This window comes from Pelagicoccus sp. SDUM812005, from assembly GCF_031127875.1.
Classification (GTDB): Bacteria; Verrucomicrobiota; Verrucomicrobiia; order Opitutales; family Opitutaceae; genus Pelagicoccus.
This window is the reverse complement of sequence record NZ_JARXIA010000016.1, coordinates 17511-32980: the sequence shown is the minus strand read 5'-3', so window position 1 is coordinate 32980 and position 15470 is coordinate 17511. Positions and strand designations below refer to the sequence as shown.

The following is a 15470-nucleotide window of genomic DNA, read 5'->3' as shown; positions in this document are numbered from 1 at the left end:
AATTTCGAACACCTGAGCCCGAGAAACGAAGGTTGAGATAAGCCCGCGTATAGAGAGCGAAACGCGCCGCGACGCGCCAAACGGCGACTCCCCGCCCTACTTGATCTTCTTCGGGTTGACGCGCTGCACCTTGCTGAGCTTGGCCCGGAAAAGCTCCTCCATCAGCACGCGCGTCTTTTCGGGAATCCGCTTCTCCACCATCTCCAACGGCGGCAACTCCTTCCCGTCGTCGGGAATAATATCCTCGTCGCGGATCGGCATGGAACTGCCCAGCTCTTCCGCCAGGTCAAATTCGCTCGGTGCGTCGATATAGTCTTCGTCGCCCTCCGTTTCCCGATTCTCGAAGGGGCTGGCCTCGGGCGCTCCCACGGGAGCGAGCCGTTCAGGCGCGGGAGCGATCTGCGAGCGGACGTAGGGCTTACGCTCCGGAACCGTCAGTCGTTTTTTTTTTCGTCAGCGGTCTCCGGCAAGCCTTCCGCGATGCTGGAAAGCTCGCGAATCAAGCCATCGATGGCACGGGCCCGGCACTCTTCCGAGGCTTTCAAAAGGGCCACTTCGAAATTCACCTTTTCGCTCAGTCCGAACTTCAGGCCGGACTCGCTTTGGCGGAGGCTGTCCAGCAAACGGGTCAAGGACTCCGTGCTCAACTCCTCCCCGAGGCTGGCCGTCTTGCCGCCGCCCCGAACCGCCTCCAGCAGGGCGCGTCGCACCCGAGCCTGCAGGTCTACCAGGGCGCGGTAGAAATCTTGTCCCGACGCGTCGAACTGGTCGCTCAATTCCAACAAGCGCGGGTGGTCGCCGGTGGCGATGGACTTGGCGAGCTCGTCGATGTGCTCGCCGCTCACGAGCCCGTAAACCTGCAGCACGTCCGGCTCCGTAATCTTGGTGCCGCAAAAGGCGATCATCTGGTCGAGGATGGACTGGGAGTCGCGCATGCCGCCGTCGGCCAAACGCGCCACCGCCTTGAGGGCGTCCTCGTCGGCTTCGATGCCTTCCGTCTTGCAGATCAAGGCTAGGCGCTCGCGGATCAAGTCCTCGGGAATGGGCTTCAGGTCGAAACGCTGGCAACGGGAAACAATGGTGGGCAGCACCTTGTGCGCTTCGGTCGTCGCGAAGACGAACTTAACGTGCTCGGGCGGCTCCTCGAGGATCTTGAGCAAAGCGTTGAAGGCGCCGGTCGAGAGCATGTGCACCTCGTCGATGATGTAGACCTTGTACTTGCCTTGGCTCGGAGCGTACTGGGCGTCCTCGCGCAAGGCGCGGACCTGCTCGACGCCGTTGTTGGAGGCGCCGTCGATTTCCAGCACGTCCATGCAAGTCCCGTTCATGATGGCCTGGCAGATCTCGGAATCTTCCGGCGGCTCGGCCAAGGGTCCGCCTTCGCAGTTGAGGCACTTGGCGAAGATACGGGCGGTAGTTGTTTTTCCAGTACCGCGCGGACCGACGAAAAGGTAGGCATGGGCGATCCGATTTTGCTCGATCGCATTCTTCAAGGTGCGGACCACATGGTCCTGTCCGACGACTTCGTCAAATTTCTGCGGACGCCACTTGCGGGCGATTACCTGATAGCCTTGGCTCATTGATTGGGAAAAGGAATGGGGCGGCTTGACCCAAGTCGCCCGAAAAAAAGGGAAAAAGGTGGCCAGGCACCCTACGGCGCATGTGAAACGCGACTACCGTTGCTACCTTCCGGTCCTGGCGGGATTCGCCCGTCCAGCATCGCATAGGACCTGGCCGTTGGAGAAGCTCGACGGTCTGGCCGCCGGTTTCAACCCCAATTTTAACAAATTTCGCCTCCCCCTCTGAAAGCTCCCCGAAGCCGCTCAGTTCAGCGAAAGGCCCGCAGGCGCCGCCATCGGTTTCGCAGGCCGCGAGGAGACCACACGGGTCACGTCAGCCGTCACGAAGGGCAATCGCCAGCTTCCGGGGCTCGCCACGTAGATGGGCTCCCACTCGGGATTGAAGCGGTCCTTGTAGGAGCGGATCCCACGGAACCCGTAGAAATTTTCCCCGTGGTTGAAGACCAGATCGAGCAGCTTGTGGGCAAAGGGTACCGCGTTCCCGACCGTGATCCCCGACAGCGGCGCCACCCGCAGGTCGAAGAACCTGAAGTCCTCCTCCTTCGCCCACTTGATCAGCTCCACGAAGAGGAACTCCATCACGCTGGGCGGAGCGAGCTTGGTATAGCGCATCAGGTCGATGGAGAGCTCCTGCTTGGACTTGGTCTCCCAAATATTGGTGAAAGCCACGATCTGCCCTTCCGCCCGCACCACCGCGATGCGAAAGTTGGCCAGGTACGACTCGTCGAAGTAGCCCAAGGAAAAGCCCTTTTCCTTGGCCTTCTTGGCCGCCAGCCATTCGTCGGAAATGGCCCGCAAGGTCTGCATCTCGAGCAGGGCTTCCGCCTGGCTCAGCACCTCGAAGCTGCAGCCTTTCTTGGCAACCCGCTTCAGGCGCGAGCGCATGCTCTGCCGCTTGGAGCCTTCCAAGGTGAAATCTTCCAGCCGCACGCGGGCGATCTCGCCCACCTTCACCGGACGCAAGCCCACGTCCACGTAGTTAAAGAGGTGATCCTTGCTGGCTTGGTAGAAAACCGGCTGGCCGCCGAAGCGGGCTGCCGTTTCCCGGAAGGAGGCGATCAGCTCCTTGAAGGCGCCGGCTTCGCCCACGGGATCCCCCATGGACACCCAGGTCTTGCCGCTGATGCGAAACATGATGAAGGCAGTTTCCTGCTCGTTGAAAAAGAATCGCTTGTCGCCCATCAGGGCCAGGTTCGCCGAAGCCACGGAGCTCCCTTCCAGGATCCTCTCCACCGCCGCCCGCTTTTTCCAGAAGGGTTCCCCCGCGTCGGGACGCGCCGTGTGCACGAGCTTGTACAAGGCAAACAACAGCCCCAACAAAGCCACCCCGAAAGAGGTCCGCAAAAAGCGCGGCTTCTCCGCGTCGAACTCGAACTGCCACCAGGACTGCTGCTCGTAGGCGCCATGCTGATACACGAATACGCCCAAGTAGATGGAGCTCGCGACCGCGAGCAGCACCGCCAGAATGGAACCGGTTTCCATATTCAGGTCCAGCAGCGATGACTTGCGATAGAAGTAGCGACGACAAGGCGCCAGCACCGCCGCCATCAAAGCGAGCACCGCAAAGGCGCCGATCCCGTCGCCACGCAGCAGCGACAGCGGGGCCCCCACGCAAAGCACCAGCAGCGTCAAGTAATAGGAGCTGTCGATCTTGCGCTTGATCCCGTAGGCCAGAAACAGCAGAGCCAAGCCGATCAAGCTCACCGCGAAGTGCGACAGTTCCACCACCATCAAGGGCAAGAGCCCCTGCAACCACTCCGCATGCACCGAGTTCTGCGGCAAGGAACCGGCGAAGAGCAACATCAAGCCGCCCGCGAAGATGAGGGCCGAAAGCACGCGCGGAGCGATCACGCTCAACCAGCCCTGGGCCTTCGCCATGCGCGGACCCGCCTTGCCGGCGATCGCCTTGCCCTCCAGCACCGCGAACAGCGAACAGGCCACCAGCAACGGCAGCAGGAAGTAGATCGCCCGGTAGACGATGAGAGCCGCCATCAACTCGTTCTGGTTCGCCGTCGTCGGCAGGAAAAGCAGAAAAACCGTTTCGAAGACGCCGATCCCGCCGGGCGTGCTGCTCACCAAGCCCCCAAAAAAGGCGATGCAAAAGATACTGGTAAAAGCGAAGAAACCGAGCTGCTCGTCCGGAATCAAGAAATACAGGGCCGCCGCAGCCGCTACCGTATCCGCCACCGTGATACCGATCTGCCCCACTCCGCTCTTCCATCCGGGCAAAGCGAAAACGCGACCGCGCAAGCTCAGCCCGCCTTTGAAGACCCGACAAGCGACCACGTAAGCCACGCCCGCCAGAGCCATCAGGACGCCGACCGGCTTCACCAAGGCATCGGGAATCGGATACGCCCCATCGAAGCGAGCTCCGGAAGCGCAAAGCGCCACGCCCGCCAGCACGACCAAGCCTAACCAAAAGCTCACCGAAGCGAATACAATCAGCTTTGCGATGTCCTTCGGCTTGTATCCCCAGCCTTGATACATCTTGTAGCGTACCGCCGAGGAGCTCACGATCGAGAGGCCCACGTTCAAGCTCAGCACGTAGCTGTAGAACGCGACCAGCAGGGTACGCTTCCAGTTCTGGCGCTTGCCGATATAGGCCTGCCCCAACCAGTCGTAGCCGCCCATGATCAGGTAGCTGACCGCCGTGAACAGGATCGCCAAGGCGATCGATACCCACGAGTAAGACTTAACCGTCTGCAAAATGCTGCCGTAGTCGAACTTCGACAAATTCTGAAAAAGCAGGTACATCAACCCCGCCACCAAGGCGAAGGCGCCAAGCGTCGCCAAGCGCTTCTTCCAAGGACCTTTCTTCGCTTCTCTCATGACGCAACCTCCCCTTCCGCGGCGATGCGGGCGTAAACCGCCACGATCTCCCTCGCGATCACGCTGGCATGGCTTCGCGTCAAGGCATGCCCGCCGCCGGGCACCACCGTAAGCTTCGCCACAGCGCCGCCGAAGCGATCCCGCGCGTATTCGGAATTCGCCAAGGGGATGAGAGAATCCTCGTCGCCGTGAATCAAGGAAACCGCAAGATCGTCGCTCCGCCAAACCGCCTCCAGGACAGAGAGCTGCCCCGCTACCGCCGACATTTCCCTAGCCGACTGCACGTAGCGCTGCGGAGCCACCCGCGAAACCAGCGGCAGAAGTAGAGCCCGATGGTACCAGCGACGCTGTTTTTCCTTCGGACTCAAAACGCCCGACACCAACACCAGCCCAGCCACGCGGCCATCGTCCGCGAAACGCTCTGCCAATCCCAACGCCAAAGCCGCCCCATAGGAGTGCCCCACCAAAACCAGGCGCGTCCCCTCCTGCAGCTCCGGCAACAACGCCGACTCGAAGCAATCGATCTGCTCCTCCCAGTTTTCGGCCGCCTTCCAAGCCTCGTTTTCTCCGAAGCCGGGACGGTCCAAGCAAAGCGTTTCGCAATCGAAACCGAGCTTGTCCAACTCCTCCCAAACGAGAGACCAATCCGAGGCAGCCCCCGGCGTCCCGTGAATGAAAAACGCCAGCCGCAGCCGGTCGGCACCGCCGGAGCTCCAAACCACCGCCTGCGAGCGACGCAGCTTTCGGTTCGGCAAGACGGACGGCCTCGCGGCCGCCTCCTCGGTTTCCTTGGAGCAAGAGTGAGATTCGATTTCGTGGTACATCGAGAGAGTGACGCTAAGCTAGCTTAACCCTTAGCCTAGAGCTCTTCCTCTATCGGACTAAGGCGCTTCCCCATGCAGCCCGAAGACGCAGAAAGCGCCGCTTTTCCCAACTTTTTACCAGATCGTCTCCACCTCGACCTTGAACGAGCCCGCGCTACGCGGAGGCTTCACCACCAGCAGCTTCGGCGAATACTGGTCCGCCACGAAACGGGCCGAGTAGACGATCTCCCGCCTGCCTCGCCAAGGCAGCGAAAGCTCCAAGGTCATGGGGACGGAGTACTCTCCCTCGAAACACAGAATGTCGCTCGGCCCCTCCTCCAAAGCGAAAGCGAAACGCTGCATCCTAGCGTCCAACGGAACCCCGGTCAGGTTCAGGAAACGCACGCAACGCGGCCCCCAGACCTCCGGCGACTCGTCCAAGGCCAAGATATCAAAAGCAGGGGGCGAATCCCCTAGCGATTCTCTTTCCAAAAACACCAGCAAGACACGCTCCGCCCCATCCGGCCAAGCCACCTCGCCCAAGTCCACCCGCTGGCGGCGCCCGCGAGCATCCAGCTCCTCCTTAAAAAAACTCAAACGCCCCGGCGCCTCCGCCAGCTTAACCGGCCGAGACTTCCTATCCGGCACGAAACCCAAGTTCACCGTCTCCGGCCCCTCCAGCCCCTCCCGTTCGAATAAGATGCCTTGAAAATCGCCGTTCCCGTAGCCAAGCACGCGAAAGCTCGCCTCAGCCTCTTCCTCCTCGGCGAAGACGCCGCTGGCCCAAGCGCAGCAGCAAAACAAGTAGAGACGCAGCGCGGCTTTCATATCTCGGCAGGCGACAGCCAACGAAAGGCTACCACTTCGAATTTACGTTCAGTATCCGCTAGAGACGCAGCCGGACCATTATACTCCTCGTGGGTCCGCTGCACGATCGCCTCGCAATAGGCCCGAGCCCAGACCTTGCTCGGATCGGCCGGATCCACCGCATCCCCATAGGCCCGCACCAGAAAGGTGTCGCTACGCACCGAAAGGATCCCCGAAATCAGGTTCAAGATCGTCGACTGCCGAAACTCCGCCGGCGTCCCCGCAATCACCCAAGAAGGATTGATACGCAACGACGGATCCACGTGCTCATCAAGCGCATCGATCGCATCCTGCAGCACTCCGGAGTTAACGAACTCCTCCAGCGAATCGAAAGGGTTTACTGGATCGTCACCTACGCGTCCTCGAATCTTCTCTACAATCAACTCGGCCAAAGCGTCCACCTGCTCCTCGCTTAAGGCGAAAGCGTTCTTCTTAAGACTTAAACGTATCGCATCTAAAGAATCGACATCCGGCGCGGAGGCTTCATCCACCACGACGTTTATGTCCTCCCCACCCAAGGGATGATTCATAAACAAGTAGGTATCATTCGGAAGAATATCCTTCCAGTAGGGATGCTTTTCGACCGGTGCACCTCTCAAAAGCGCAGCCCATGAATCAACCGACGTAGAGTGCACATTAAACAACCCATGGACAAAAATTTCTTCGCCAGAGTCCGTGGAGAAACCTGAAATGCCAGCACGAGGTTTATAAATTGCATTGGGTAGGCTATCGCCAAATTTCCAATTTGTAATTCCTTTTGGAATACCAGAAAAATAGTATTGGTCGAAAAAGCGATTTTGGTTAGTTGACACGTCAGCCTCGCCAATGCTCGGAACCACTGGGTCACGACGTACTCCTGTCGCCACACTCAGTTGTCCGACATTCGTAAACGCCTGCTTGGGAAGTTTTATCAATGGAAAGTCAGATTCAGAAGCGTCAACCGTAGCCGCTGCACCGAAAAGTGCCGATCCCGACGTAGGGAATACTGGGTCAACATTGACCTCAGCTGCGGCATTAGGCTCCCAAGCATTCAATACCGATGAACCTAAAGACGGATTGAAAAGTTGCGTCGTGTCGACAATTGGGAAAGATAAATCTTTAAACTCCCAACTGAATCCGAAACGAGGTGGCGTCACTGCCATAGGATTCTCGAATAGAGTCTTCGAAAGCGAGAATCCTTGAGGATTATAGGTTAACAAATCAGTCCCCCCATCCCTTAACTTTACATTGATACCAATAGTACTTGGGTCCTCCACCAAACCCGATTTAGCATAAAAATGAGTTAAAGGCGCAACTAACTCTACTGTTGATGAATAAACAATTCCGCGCGTCAAACCAGTCCCTCCTGACTTTAATTCGTATACCACTCCACCGCTACCATCTCCCAATGGCCCCGACAATAGGACAATCTGCCCTGCCCTCATTCGCTTGGACCCATTTGAAATAGAGCTAATTTTAAAGGTCAAAGCGGAAGGCAGGTTCCCATCCTTTAAAACGAAATCAGGACCTCCTTCAGAGTTTCCATCATTGAGCCAGATTGCTAGCACTTCTGGAAGCCCATCGACGATTATTTCCAACTCTCCCTCGCCGAACTCAATAGCGCTAGCGTAGGGATTCCATAGCTCCAATGTCGCTTCAACTGAGATCGACAATTCTGAAGGTCCAGCAATTACCGACGAAAAACTAATAGAGTAATTCAAATTGAATTGCGATATAGCTGGCAAAACCGGCAAAACCCCTAAACTCGATCCTCTTAGGCGGTAGGTGTAGGCGTCAAAATCTTCATAAGAGGCTAACTCCGCGGCATAGAAATTGGAATACGCCTTGTAAGCTTGTATATATATAGCGTCCGAAGCAGGTTCCAGCAACGAAAGATCTAACCTAAACCCACCGAGCGAGCTATTCACCATCATCCCTTTGCTAAGTGCAGTAAAGTCGTGAAAATAGTATTCAGCATCACTCGAATCTAGACCTACCAAGAATCGTTCATCTGTTCCTGATCCACCGAATCTATGCCTAAACTGGAAATCGTTAACAAAAGAATCAATTCTTGCTGAATTGACTGGATCATCACTATCTACGACGTCCTCCCATGAAGGAGACCCTGGTTCCGGGTTCTGGTTTTCTCGTAACCCCGGTTTAGAGATTGTAGCTTGGCGAAGCCGATTTTGAGCAAAATAAATCTCTTCGCCTTCATCCTCGGCGATAACGTACGGCTCATGCGAAACCGAATCGATCTGGTCGTACCAAGCGTAGCTGGCCTTCACGCCGAGGTCTCCGACCCAGTAAGCGTAGTTTCCGATGGTGCGTGCCGAATCCGCCGCAAAACCATCCACTCCCTTCATCGAGATCGCTTCCGTTGGAACCTTGACCCTCAGCAAATCGTTTGCGCCCACCGTTCCTTCTCCCAGCAGCTCAACTTCGTCGCTCGGCGCAGCTCCGGTAGGGAGCGCAGTAGTCCCGTTTAGAGCCTGAGTTACCAACCAACTGGTAGTATTCCCATCGCTGGCTCCCGTCCAATACGGTTCCCGAACTGCCCCCACCCGTTCATCCTTGAAATCCTCCGCCAAGGCCGCGCTTTGCGTATCCGCCGTGAAGGACACCGCGATGTCCTTGCCGAGCTTGTCCTGCAAATCGGCCACGGCCATGTCCAGAGCGGCGCGGGCGTGCTCGCGGGCGAGGCGTACCCGCTGGTCGTAGTTAGCCGATGCGGACTGCAGCCGCGCCAGCACCACCAGCGTCGCCCCGAGCAGGAAGATCAAGCCCGCGAGCGCTGCCACCAATACAATTGCGAATCCTTTTCGTTTCGTCCTCATCCGCTAAAAACGTCCCGGCAGCCTCACCATCCTTCGGTACAAGTGTCCGTGCTGCTCCACAATTCCTTCGTAGGTTTCCGTCGAAGTCCCTTCTTCGAGGGCCAGCAGCTTGTCCGCTCCCACGTCATCCAAGACCCGCAAAAAGACCTCAACCAGCTCCGGATAGCGGGAATCATAGTCACCCTCCGAATGATACATCGCAAGGTGCTCCGTATCCGTGGCGCTCAGATTCCCATTATCATCCGCAGGGAAAATCAGCCTCAGCCCCGCCGGCGTATCATCGGTAGCATCCATATCGTCGTCATAGATATAAAAGCGAACTCCAAAATCGATAACATCCTCTAGCAGCACCCCATCTAGGCGCGGACTCAAAAGCCCATTCGTCGTATTTCCATCCTTGAATCCGTTGGCGCTTATATCAAATCCCCCGTTCACAGTATTATCATGGCGGATCACGGTGCGATGCAGCAGGTAGCGCGGTTCCGTCGAATCTCCGAAGGGAGTCCGGCGAATGATTTGATAGCCAACCGCGTTAAAACTGGGAGCCGCCGTAAAGAAACGCAGCCACGTGCCTGCCCAGCCATAGCGGTGCGCCGCAGGATCGAAATGCCAGCTCGCGGGACGCTTCGAATTATCCTTGCCGACCCAGCGCTTGGATTGGCTGACGTCGCCATCACCCAAGGCTGTAGCGGCCAGCATAGGCAAACCAATCTCTTGCTCGGCCTCGTCCGCCCCCTTCCGCTCCTGGAAAATGGCGGACTCTATATCGCGGGCAATCTGGTCGAGAGCGATTTGAGCGTCCAGCTCCGTACTCACGCCCGCCTCAGTCGTTCGCCAGATCTTGGCGAGATTGGTAGCGAACTGAAAGACGAACAATGCGATGATCGCAGTGATCGCCAGCGAGACGATAAGCTCTACCAAGGTAAACCCTCTTCTAATGCCGCGAAGTCTCATTTTCTGAATACAGCGGGAAAAAAGAGCTGGTTTCGCTTGGTTTCCTGAGTGTTCTCCGGCCAGGTCACCTCGTACACGAAGACGCGACAGGCATCTCCGTCCGAATAGGAATAGCCTTCCGGCTCCCGCAGGACAACCTTGTAGTACTTATCGTTAGCTTCCGTCTCGCTGTCTTGAGCCTCGATATACATCAGGTCCCGACTACCCCAAAAGACCTTACCCGCGCCGCTGACATCGTAGGTATCCGCCATAACGTCTATCGACGCATGAGCCCGGAGGGCCGTATCGATGCGCCCCTTCAATTCAGAGGCCTGTCCCGCCGTCATCTGGTCCTTGCTTCCGGATACCGCCATGGTCGCAAGCCCCACCGCAGGAATCGCGATCAAAGCGAGCATCGCCAGAGCGACCACCACCTCCAGCAAGGAAAACGCGCGACGCCGTTTCCGCGTCCGACCACAGCCTGTTGTAGCAAGAACCATCCTAATCCCCTGCCTCCGCTTCTTCCTTCTCGAGCTCGAAAAGAGCGGAATCCTCGGAAGCGAAACTCGCTCCACTCAACTTGAAGGCGATCCCCAAAAACCGCTCCGCGTTTCGAAAGTCCACCTTCCCGCCCGACCAATGCCCGCGAGCGAGGATCAATTGGTTGGAGCGGGGAACCAAGCCCCCGCCCCCAGGCGTAGCGGAGGACAAACGCCCATTAGGCGCGAATTGGATACAGATCCAGTCTGGCGTTCCCGAAACGTTTACCGGCACCGCCTCCTTCATCGGATACTCGAACGAATAAACCGCCGTATCGTCCGAAGTGTCACCATTCACCTGGCGATAGATACTGCGAGGGAAACCGCTCCCCACCAAGGCGCCGCTTCCCTGGGGAACGATATAGATGCCCTCCGGCAGCAAAGCTCCCCGCTCGACTGCCTGCACCGTATAGTGATCTTCCGAATCAATCGTCACCTCCCCATCTCCCTCCAAGACGACGCCGATGCGCCGCAGGTAGAATTCGGGATCGCTCGCATCGGCATTGATAATCAAGCGGGCGTGCACCCCATTGGTGATGGCTTGCGTACGGGCCACCCGAATCATCGAGTGCAGCACGTCCGCCCCTCTCTCCAAAGCGCGTTCGTTGGTCCCGCGGGCGATCGAATAAAAGCCGACTCCCACCAACGTGCTGATCACCGCCAGGGTCACCAGCAACTCGATAAGCGTGAAGCCAGCCTTGGTTCGAACTCGCGGCAAAAACAATCGCCGCGCCTGCTTGCTTCGGCCGTTCATTGGGCGACGATGTTGTCCTCCTCCGTGTTAAACTCTCCGTCCGGTCCGGCCGAGCGCAGGATGTATCCAAAAAGCAATTCATCGTCCGCGTTTTTCGGCTCGTCGTCATATTCGTAAGTCTTCCCCCACGGGTCGACGATGGCGTTCTCCTGCAGACCGGAGAACGGCAAGCCTGGATTTGAATAGCTCAACAAGGATGTATTCAACATTACCGGTATACCGCTCCCGCTGATCTTATGCCCTGCCGGCCCGATCTGGCCGCAGAGGGCGTTGAGCAGGTAGGCTTCCTCCGAGGCAATTCCAGCCGGAAAGTTGTCCGGATACCTCGGGTAGTCGCCGAACCTCGCCCGGTAAGCTTCCAGCCCTTGCTGGATTACCTGCAGATCCGCTCGGGCTCGGTCCTTCTTCGCTTCGCCCCGCTGGCTGAAAAAGGTAACGCTCCCGATGCTCACCAAAATCGCGATGATCGCTGCCACCACCATGAGCTCCAGCAAGGTGAAGCCTTGCTCGGGGCGGGACGATAGCTGGGTGGGAGTTGGGATCATTGGACTTTCTTGCTTTCCTATCACTTCCGCAGGCTCGCCGTCACCCCTTGCGCTTGCTTTCGCGGCGCGGCGCTTTGGCATCCGGTGACCTTTGATTGGGATCTTGCGGCGCGGTCGCGGGCTTCCGCCTTCGCCAAGGCTATTGCGGACGTGAAAGCTCCGCGCTACGGGCCCCTAGGCCAAGGTCTTGGCGAGAGCTCGGGGGCCGATCTTTTCCAGCGGCAGCGTTTCGTGCACGCCGCCGTGCTTGATGGCCTCGTTCGGCATGCCGAAGACCACGCAGGAATCGCGGTCCTGAGCGAAATTATAGGCGCCGGAATCGCGCAACTCCTTCATGCAAAGCGCTCCGTCGTCGCCCATGCCGGTCAGGATCACGCCCACCGCGTTGCGCCCCGCGTTCAAGGCAACGGAGCGAAAAAGCACGTCCACCGAGGGGCGATGCCGGCTCACCAGCGGCCCGTCCTTGACCTCCACCGTGTAGCGGTTGCCGGCGCGTCGCAGGGTCATGTGATGCGAACCGGGGGCCACCAGCGCCAGCCCCGGCTCCACCAGGTCCCCGTTGCGGGCCTCCTTCACGCGCACGTTGCAGGTGGCGTTCAGGCGATTGGCGAAGGATGCCGTAAAGCCTTCCGGCATGTGCTGGACGATGACGATGCCCGGGCAATTGGGCGGCATCTTTTCGAGGAAAACCTTGATCGCATCCGTCCCGCCCGTCGAAGCGCCCACCGCGATGACCTTCTGGGCCGTGACTGGGATATTGCGATAGGCATCCATCCGCGGCTGCGGAATGACCTCGTCCGGCGAAAGCTTGGCCCGAGGAGTGAAAGCTGGCGGAGGAGTCTTTTGCTCGGTCCGGCTGGAGACCAGACCGCCCGAGCGGGAGCGGAAACGCGCCACCGCTGCCGAGCGGATGACGTCATGGATGCGCAGCTCGAGCTCGTGCATGACCTCCTTGGTCGCCGCCCGCGGCTTGGCGATGATTTCCACGGCTCCGTTTTCCAGGCATTCGAAGGAGGTCTTCGAGCCTTCTTCCGTCAGGCTGGAACACATGATCACCGGCAACGGATGCTGCACCATGAGCTTCTTCAGGAAGGTGATCCCATCCATGCGCGGCATCTGCACGTCGAGGATCATCACGTCCGGCGTCTGCCTCTTGAGCTGGGCCACCGCCTCGTAAGGATCCGCGACCGCGGCGATGACTTCCATGTTTTGCCCGCGATTGACGATGTCCGTGAGTATCCGCCGCGCTGTCGACGAATCGTCGACTATCATGACGCTGATCTTGTTTGGGTCCGGCATAAGAAAGGGAGGAAAGGCCAAGGAGAATTCAAGCGCTGCAAAATACAAGCCTAAGCAGCGGCTCGGCAGCCCTTTGCAGGGAATTCCGCTACTCGAGGCCGCAGGCCACGCGGGCCCGCTTGTTCACCACGGAAGCGATTCCGCGAGCCTTCTCCGCGCCTTCGCGCAGCACCTGGTCCACGTAGTCGAGGTTGGCGAGCAGCTCCTCGCGGCGCTGGCGGGCAGCCGCGAAGTGATCCCAATAGCACTCGAAAAGCTTCTTCTTCACGTGGCCGTAGCCGTAGCCGCCGGCCTTGAGCAGTTCCACCGTCTCGTTGTAGGTCGCCTCGTCCGTCACGAACTTGAGGATCTGGATCGCGTTGTTCTCCTCCGCGTCGGGCTTGGGCTCCTCCATGCCGCGGCTGTCCATCACGATGCTCATGATCCGCTTCTTGATGGCCTTCTCCTCGCCGAAGATGTCGATGGTATTGTTGTAGCTCTTGGACATCTTGCCGCCGTCGATGCCGGGCACCTTGGCGACGTCGCCGCGTATCCGCGGTTCGGGTACGACAAAAGTTTCTCCGTAGAGGTCGTTGAACTTGTTGGCCAAGTCCCGCGTAACCTCCACGTGCTGCTTCTGGTCCTGCCCGACCGGAACCACGTCCGCATCGTAGATCAAAATATCCGCCGCCATAAGCACCGGGTAGGCGAAGAGCCCGTGGTTGGGCGTGATGCCCTTGGCGATCTTGTCCTTGTAGCTGTGGCAACGCTCCAGCAAGCCCATCGGACAAACCGTGGAGAGCATCCACGAGAGCTCCACGTGCTCGGGCACGTCCGACTGCTTGAAGAGCACCGCTTTCTTCGGATCCAAGCCGCAGGCCAAAAAGTCGATCGCTACCCGCTGGGTGTACTCCCGACGTAGCTTCGCGTCGGTCAGCGAAGTCATGGAATGGTAGTCGGCGATGAAGTAGAATGCCTCGCCCTGCTCCTGCAGGTCGATCGATGGCTTCATCATGCCAAAGTAGTTGCCAGCGTGAAGGATGCCCGAAGGCTGGATGCCTGAAAGAATTCTCATGTCTAAAGTTCGGTGGGAAAGCTGCCGGAGTTTGCGGCCAGCGGCGACGGGTTCAAGCGAAACATAACGAAGCTGGGACCGGCCCTGCCAAAGCCGGCCGATCGCCGCAGTTCGCCAGCCCTCAAAGCGAAAGGGATCAGTCCGGACGGCCGACCTCGCGACTGCTCGGCTTGCTCAAGAGCATGCGCCCCTCGCCCAAGGTTCCCAAGAAAGGCGTCAAGGGCCCGACCAAGGAACGCTTCCCCAAAATCGAGCCCGGGTTGAGCACGGCGTTGCAGCCCACTTCCGCCTCGTCGCCCAGCAAGGCCCCGAACTTGCGCATACCCGTATCCACGATCCCCTCCGGCGTCTTCACCTTAACCGGCTTCTGGTCCAAACGCAGGTTCGAGAGGATCACGCCGGCCCCCAGGTGGGAGCGGTTTCCCAGCACCGAATCTCCGATGTAGGAAAAATGCGGCGTCTGCACGCCCTCCAGCAGGAGGCAGTTCTTGTACTCGCAGGAATTTCCGACCACCGAGCCGGCGCCGATGATCACGTTGCCGCGAATGTAGGCGCCAGGGCGGATCTGCACGTGGGCGCCGATCCAAGTCGGCCCTTCGATCGAGCAAAACGCCGGCAGCTCCACGGACTCGTGGATGTAAACCGCTCCCTTGATGGAAACGCCCGCTGGAATCTCGACAGGTAGCCGCTGCTCGAAACCCGCCGCCAAGGCCGGCTTGATCTGCTGGATCCACTGCCACGGCAGCGCGTTAGGATCGAAAAAATCCGCAAAGGGAATGCTCTCGGGAAAACTGAAAAGGTCGCTGGCTTTCACGCCGCGCATTGGAGCCGCTCCCCCGCCAACCCTCAAGCCCTTAGACGCAAAAAGAAACGCCCCCGCCCCGCGCGTTACCCACACCGCAACTACACCCACCGCAACGGCCCCCGCCGCCGTGACGCCCCCGCCCCACGCCACCCTCCGCGAAGGCCCGCCTGCGCAAGTTTTCCATAACGTTATAGAAATTTTGCGCACGCCCCGCCCCTGACGCCGGAGGGCGGGCGCGAACCATTGCGGAGGGCTTGCCCGCTACACTCCTTGTGAACCGCTTATGCATTGCGTTCCTAGCGGCCCGCCTGCCCGTTGCCCGAACGCAAAAAAGCCTCCCCGATCCCGGAGAGGCTTATAAAAAAATGGAGCGGGCGAAGAGATTCGAACTCTCGACAGCTACCTTGGCAAGGTAGTGCTCTACCAACTGAGCTACGCCCGCTTTAAATGAGGTTTTCGCACCTTCCCGAAAGGAAAGTGGAGCGGGCGAAGAGATTCGAACTCTCGACAGCTACCTTGGCAAGGTAGTGCTCTACCAACTGAGCTACGCCCGCCTCATTAAAGAGGTGCGTCAGAATCCATTTCGAAGACCTCAAGTCAACAAAAAATCCGCAAAAATTTCACCTCCCTCGAAAAGCCCAAAATC

General features: G+C 58.7%; 13 protein-coding genes, 2 tRNA genes and 1 other RNA gene. All 16 read right to left on the bottom strand.

Annotated elements, in window-relative coordinates; genetic code table 11:
* Positions 1-96 precede the first annotated feature (96 nt).
* The 16 genes from QEH57_RS17435 to QEH57_RS17360 all read right to left on the bottom strand — a co-directional run bounded on the left by QEH57_RS17435 (position 97) and on the right by QEH57_RS17360 (position 15378).
* Positions 97-369: a hypothetical protein gene (locus tag QEH57_RS17435; protein ID WP_309008051.1), complete on the bottom strand. Its 273-nt coding sequence runs from the start codon at positions 367-369 to the stop codon at positions 97-99.
* Between the two features lie 65 nt (positions 370-434).
* On the bottom strand, positions 435-1580 hold the full coding sequence (gene dnaX / locus QEH57_RS17430) for a DNA polymerase III subunit gamma/tau (protein ID WP_309008050.1): 1146 nt from the start codon (positions 1578-1580) through the stop codon (positions 435-437).
* A 57-nt stretch (positions 1581-1637) separates the two neighbouring features.
* Positions 1638-1736: signal recognition particle sRNA small type (ffs, locus tag QEH57_RS17425), an RNA gene on the bottom strand.
* Between the two features lie 87 nt (positions 1737-1823).
* The gene (mprF, locus tag QEH57_RS17420) at positions 1824-4409 is read right to left on the bottom strand and encodes a bifunctional lysylphosphatidylglycerol flippase/synthetase MprF (protein WP_309008049.1); all 2586 of its coding nucleotides are present in this window, start codon (positions 4407-4409) and stop codon (positions 1824-1826) included.
* A complete protein-coding gene (locus QEH57_RS17415) occupies positions 4406-5233 on the bottom strand; it encodes an alpha/beta hydrolase (protein ID WP_309008048.1) in 828 nt (275 codons plus the stop codon). The genes mprF and QEH57_RS17415 overlap by 4 nt, the downstream gene beginning before the upstream one ends.
* Positions 5234-5347: 114 nt before the next feature.
* Positions 5348-6040 carry a hypothetical protein gene (locus QEH57_RS17410; protein WP_309008047.1) on the bottom strand — a complete coding sequence of 231 codons (693 nt, stop codon included), beginning with the start codon at positions 6038-6040 and terminating at the stop codon, positions 5348-5350.
* A complete protein-coding gene (locus QEH57_RS17405; protein WP_309008046.1) occupies positions 6037-8895 on the bottom strand; it encodes a hypothetical protein in 2859 nt (952 codons plus the stop codon). Before QEH57_RS17405 ends, QEH57_RS17410 begins: the two co-directional genes overlap by 4 nt.
* Positions 8896-8898: 3 nt before the next feature.
* Complete coding sequence (locus QEH57_RS17400) at positions 8899-9849, bottom strand: type II secretion system protein (RefSeq protein WP_309008045.1); 951 nt, start codon at positions 9847-9849, stop codon at positions 8899-8901.
* Entirely contained in the window at positions 9846-10328 is a 483-nt protein-coding gene (locus QEH57_RS17395) for a prepilin-type N-terminal cleavage/methylation domain-containing protein (RefSeq protein ID WP_309008044.1), read from the bottom strand. The genes QEH57_RS17400 and QEH57_RS17395 overlap by 4 nt, the downstream gene beginning before the upstream one ends.
* Before the next feature lies 1 nt (position 10329).
* The gene (locus QEH57_RS17390) at positions 10330-11121 is read right to left on the bottom strand and encodes a prepilin-type N-terminal cleavage/methylation domain-containing protein (RefSeq protein ID WP_309008043.1); all 792 of its coding nucleotides are present in this window, start codon (positions 11119-11121) and stop codon (positions 10330-10332) included.
* A complete protein-coding gene (locus QEH57_RS17385) occupies positions 11118-11666 on the bottom strand; it encodes a prepilin-type N-terminal cleavage/methylation domain-containing protein (RefSeq protein WP_309008042.1) in 549 nt (182 codons plus the stop codon). The genes QEH57_RS17390 and QEH57_RS17385 overlap by 4 nt, the downstream gene beginning before the upstream one ends.
* Positions 11667-11840: 174 nt before the next feature.
* Positions 11841-12965: a chemotaxis response regulator protein-glutamate methylesterase gene (locus QEH57_RS17380; protein ID WP_309008041.1), complete on the bottom strand. Its 1125-nt coding sequence runs from the start codon at positions 12963-12965 to the stop codon at positions 11841-11843.
* 88 nt (positions 12966-13053) lie between these two features.
* The gene (trpS, locus tag QEH57_RS17375) at positions 13054-14019 is read right to left on the bottom strand and encodes a tryptophan--tRNA ligase (protein ID WP_309008040.1); all 966 of its coding nucleotides are present in this window, start codon (positions 14017-14019) and stop codon (positions 13054-13056) included.
* A 136-nt stretch (positions 14020-14155) separates the two neighbouring features.
* Positions 14156-14842, bottom strand: a complete 687-nt coding sequence (locus tag QEH57_RS17370; protein WP_343224808.1) for a UDP-N-acetylglucosamine diphosphorylase — start codon at positions 14840-14842, stop codon at positions 14156-14158.
* A gap of 348 nt (positions 14843-15190) precedes the next feature.
* Positions 15191-15266 (bottom strand) — tRNA-Gly (locus QEH57_RS17365).
* A 36-nt stretch (positions 15267-15302) separates the two neighbouring features.
* A tRNA-Gly gene (locus QEH57_RS17360) sits at positions 15303-15378 on the bottom strand.
* Positions 15379-15470 lie beyond the last annotated feature (92 nt).

What these genes read in the sequence shown, in the direction of transcription:
- mprF (WP_309008049.1), bottom strand. Translation starts at nt 4,409, where the DNA reads ATGAGAGAAGCGAAGAAAGGTCCTTGGAAGAAGCGCTTGGCGACGCTT.
- QEH57_RS17395 (WP_309008044.1), bottom strand. Translation starts at nt 10,328, where the DNA reads ATGGTTCTTGCTACAACAGGCTGTGGTCGGACGCGGAAACGGCGTCGC.
- QEH57_RS17380 (WP_309008041.1), bottom strand. Translation starts at nt 12,965, where the DNA reads ATGCCGGACCCAAACAAGATCAGCGTCATGATAGTCGACGATTCGTCG.
- QEH57_RS17415 (WP_309008048.1), bottom strand. Translation starts at nt 5,233, where the DNA reads ATGTACCACGAAATCGAATCTCACTCTTGCTCCAAGGAAACCGAGGAG.
- QEH57_RS17370 (WP_343224808.1), bottom strand. Translation starts at nt 14,842, where the DNA reads ATGCGCGGCGTGAAAGCCAGCGACCTTTTCAGTTTTCCCGAGAGCATT.
- QEH57_RS17410 (WP_309008047.1), bottom strand. Translation starts at nt 6,040, where the DNA reads ATGAAAGCCGCGCTGCGTCTCTACTTGTTTTGCTGCTGCGCTTGGGCC.
- QEH57_RS17385 (WP_309008042.1), bottom strand. Translation starts at nt 11,666, where the DNA reads ATGATCCCAACTCCCACCCAGCTATCGTCCCGCCCCGAGCAAGGCTTC.
- trpS (WP_309008040.1), bottom strand. Translation starts at nt 14,019, where the DNA reads ATGAGAATTCTTTCAGGCATCCAGCCTTCGGGCATCCTTCACGCTGGC.
- QEH57_RS17400 (WP_309008045.1), bottom strand. Translation starts at nt 9,849, where the DNA reads ATGAGACTTCGCGGCATTAGAAGAGGGTTTACCTTGGTAGAGCTTATC.
- QEH57_RS17405 (WP_309008046.1), bottom strand. Translation starts at nt 8,895, where the DNA reads ATGAGGACGAAACGAAAAGGATTCGCAATTGTATTGGTGGCAGCGCTC.
- dnaX (WP_309008050.1), bottom strand. Translation starts at nt 1,580, where the DNA reads ATGAGCCAAGGCTATCAGGTAATCGCCCGCAAGTGGCGTCCGCAGAAA.
- QEH57_RS17390 (WP_309008043.1), bottom strand. Translation starts at nt 11,121, where the DNA reads ATGAACGGCCGAAGCAAGCAGGCGCGGCGATTGTTTTTGCCGCGAGTT.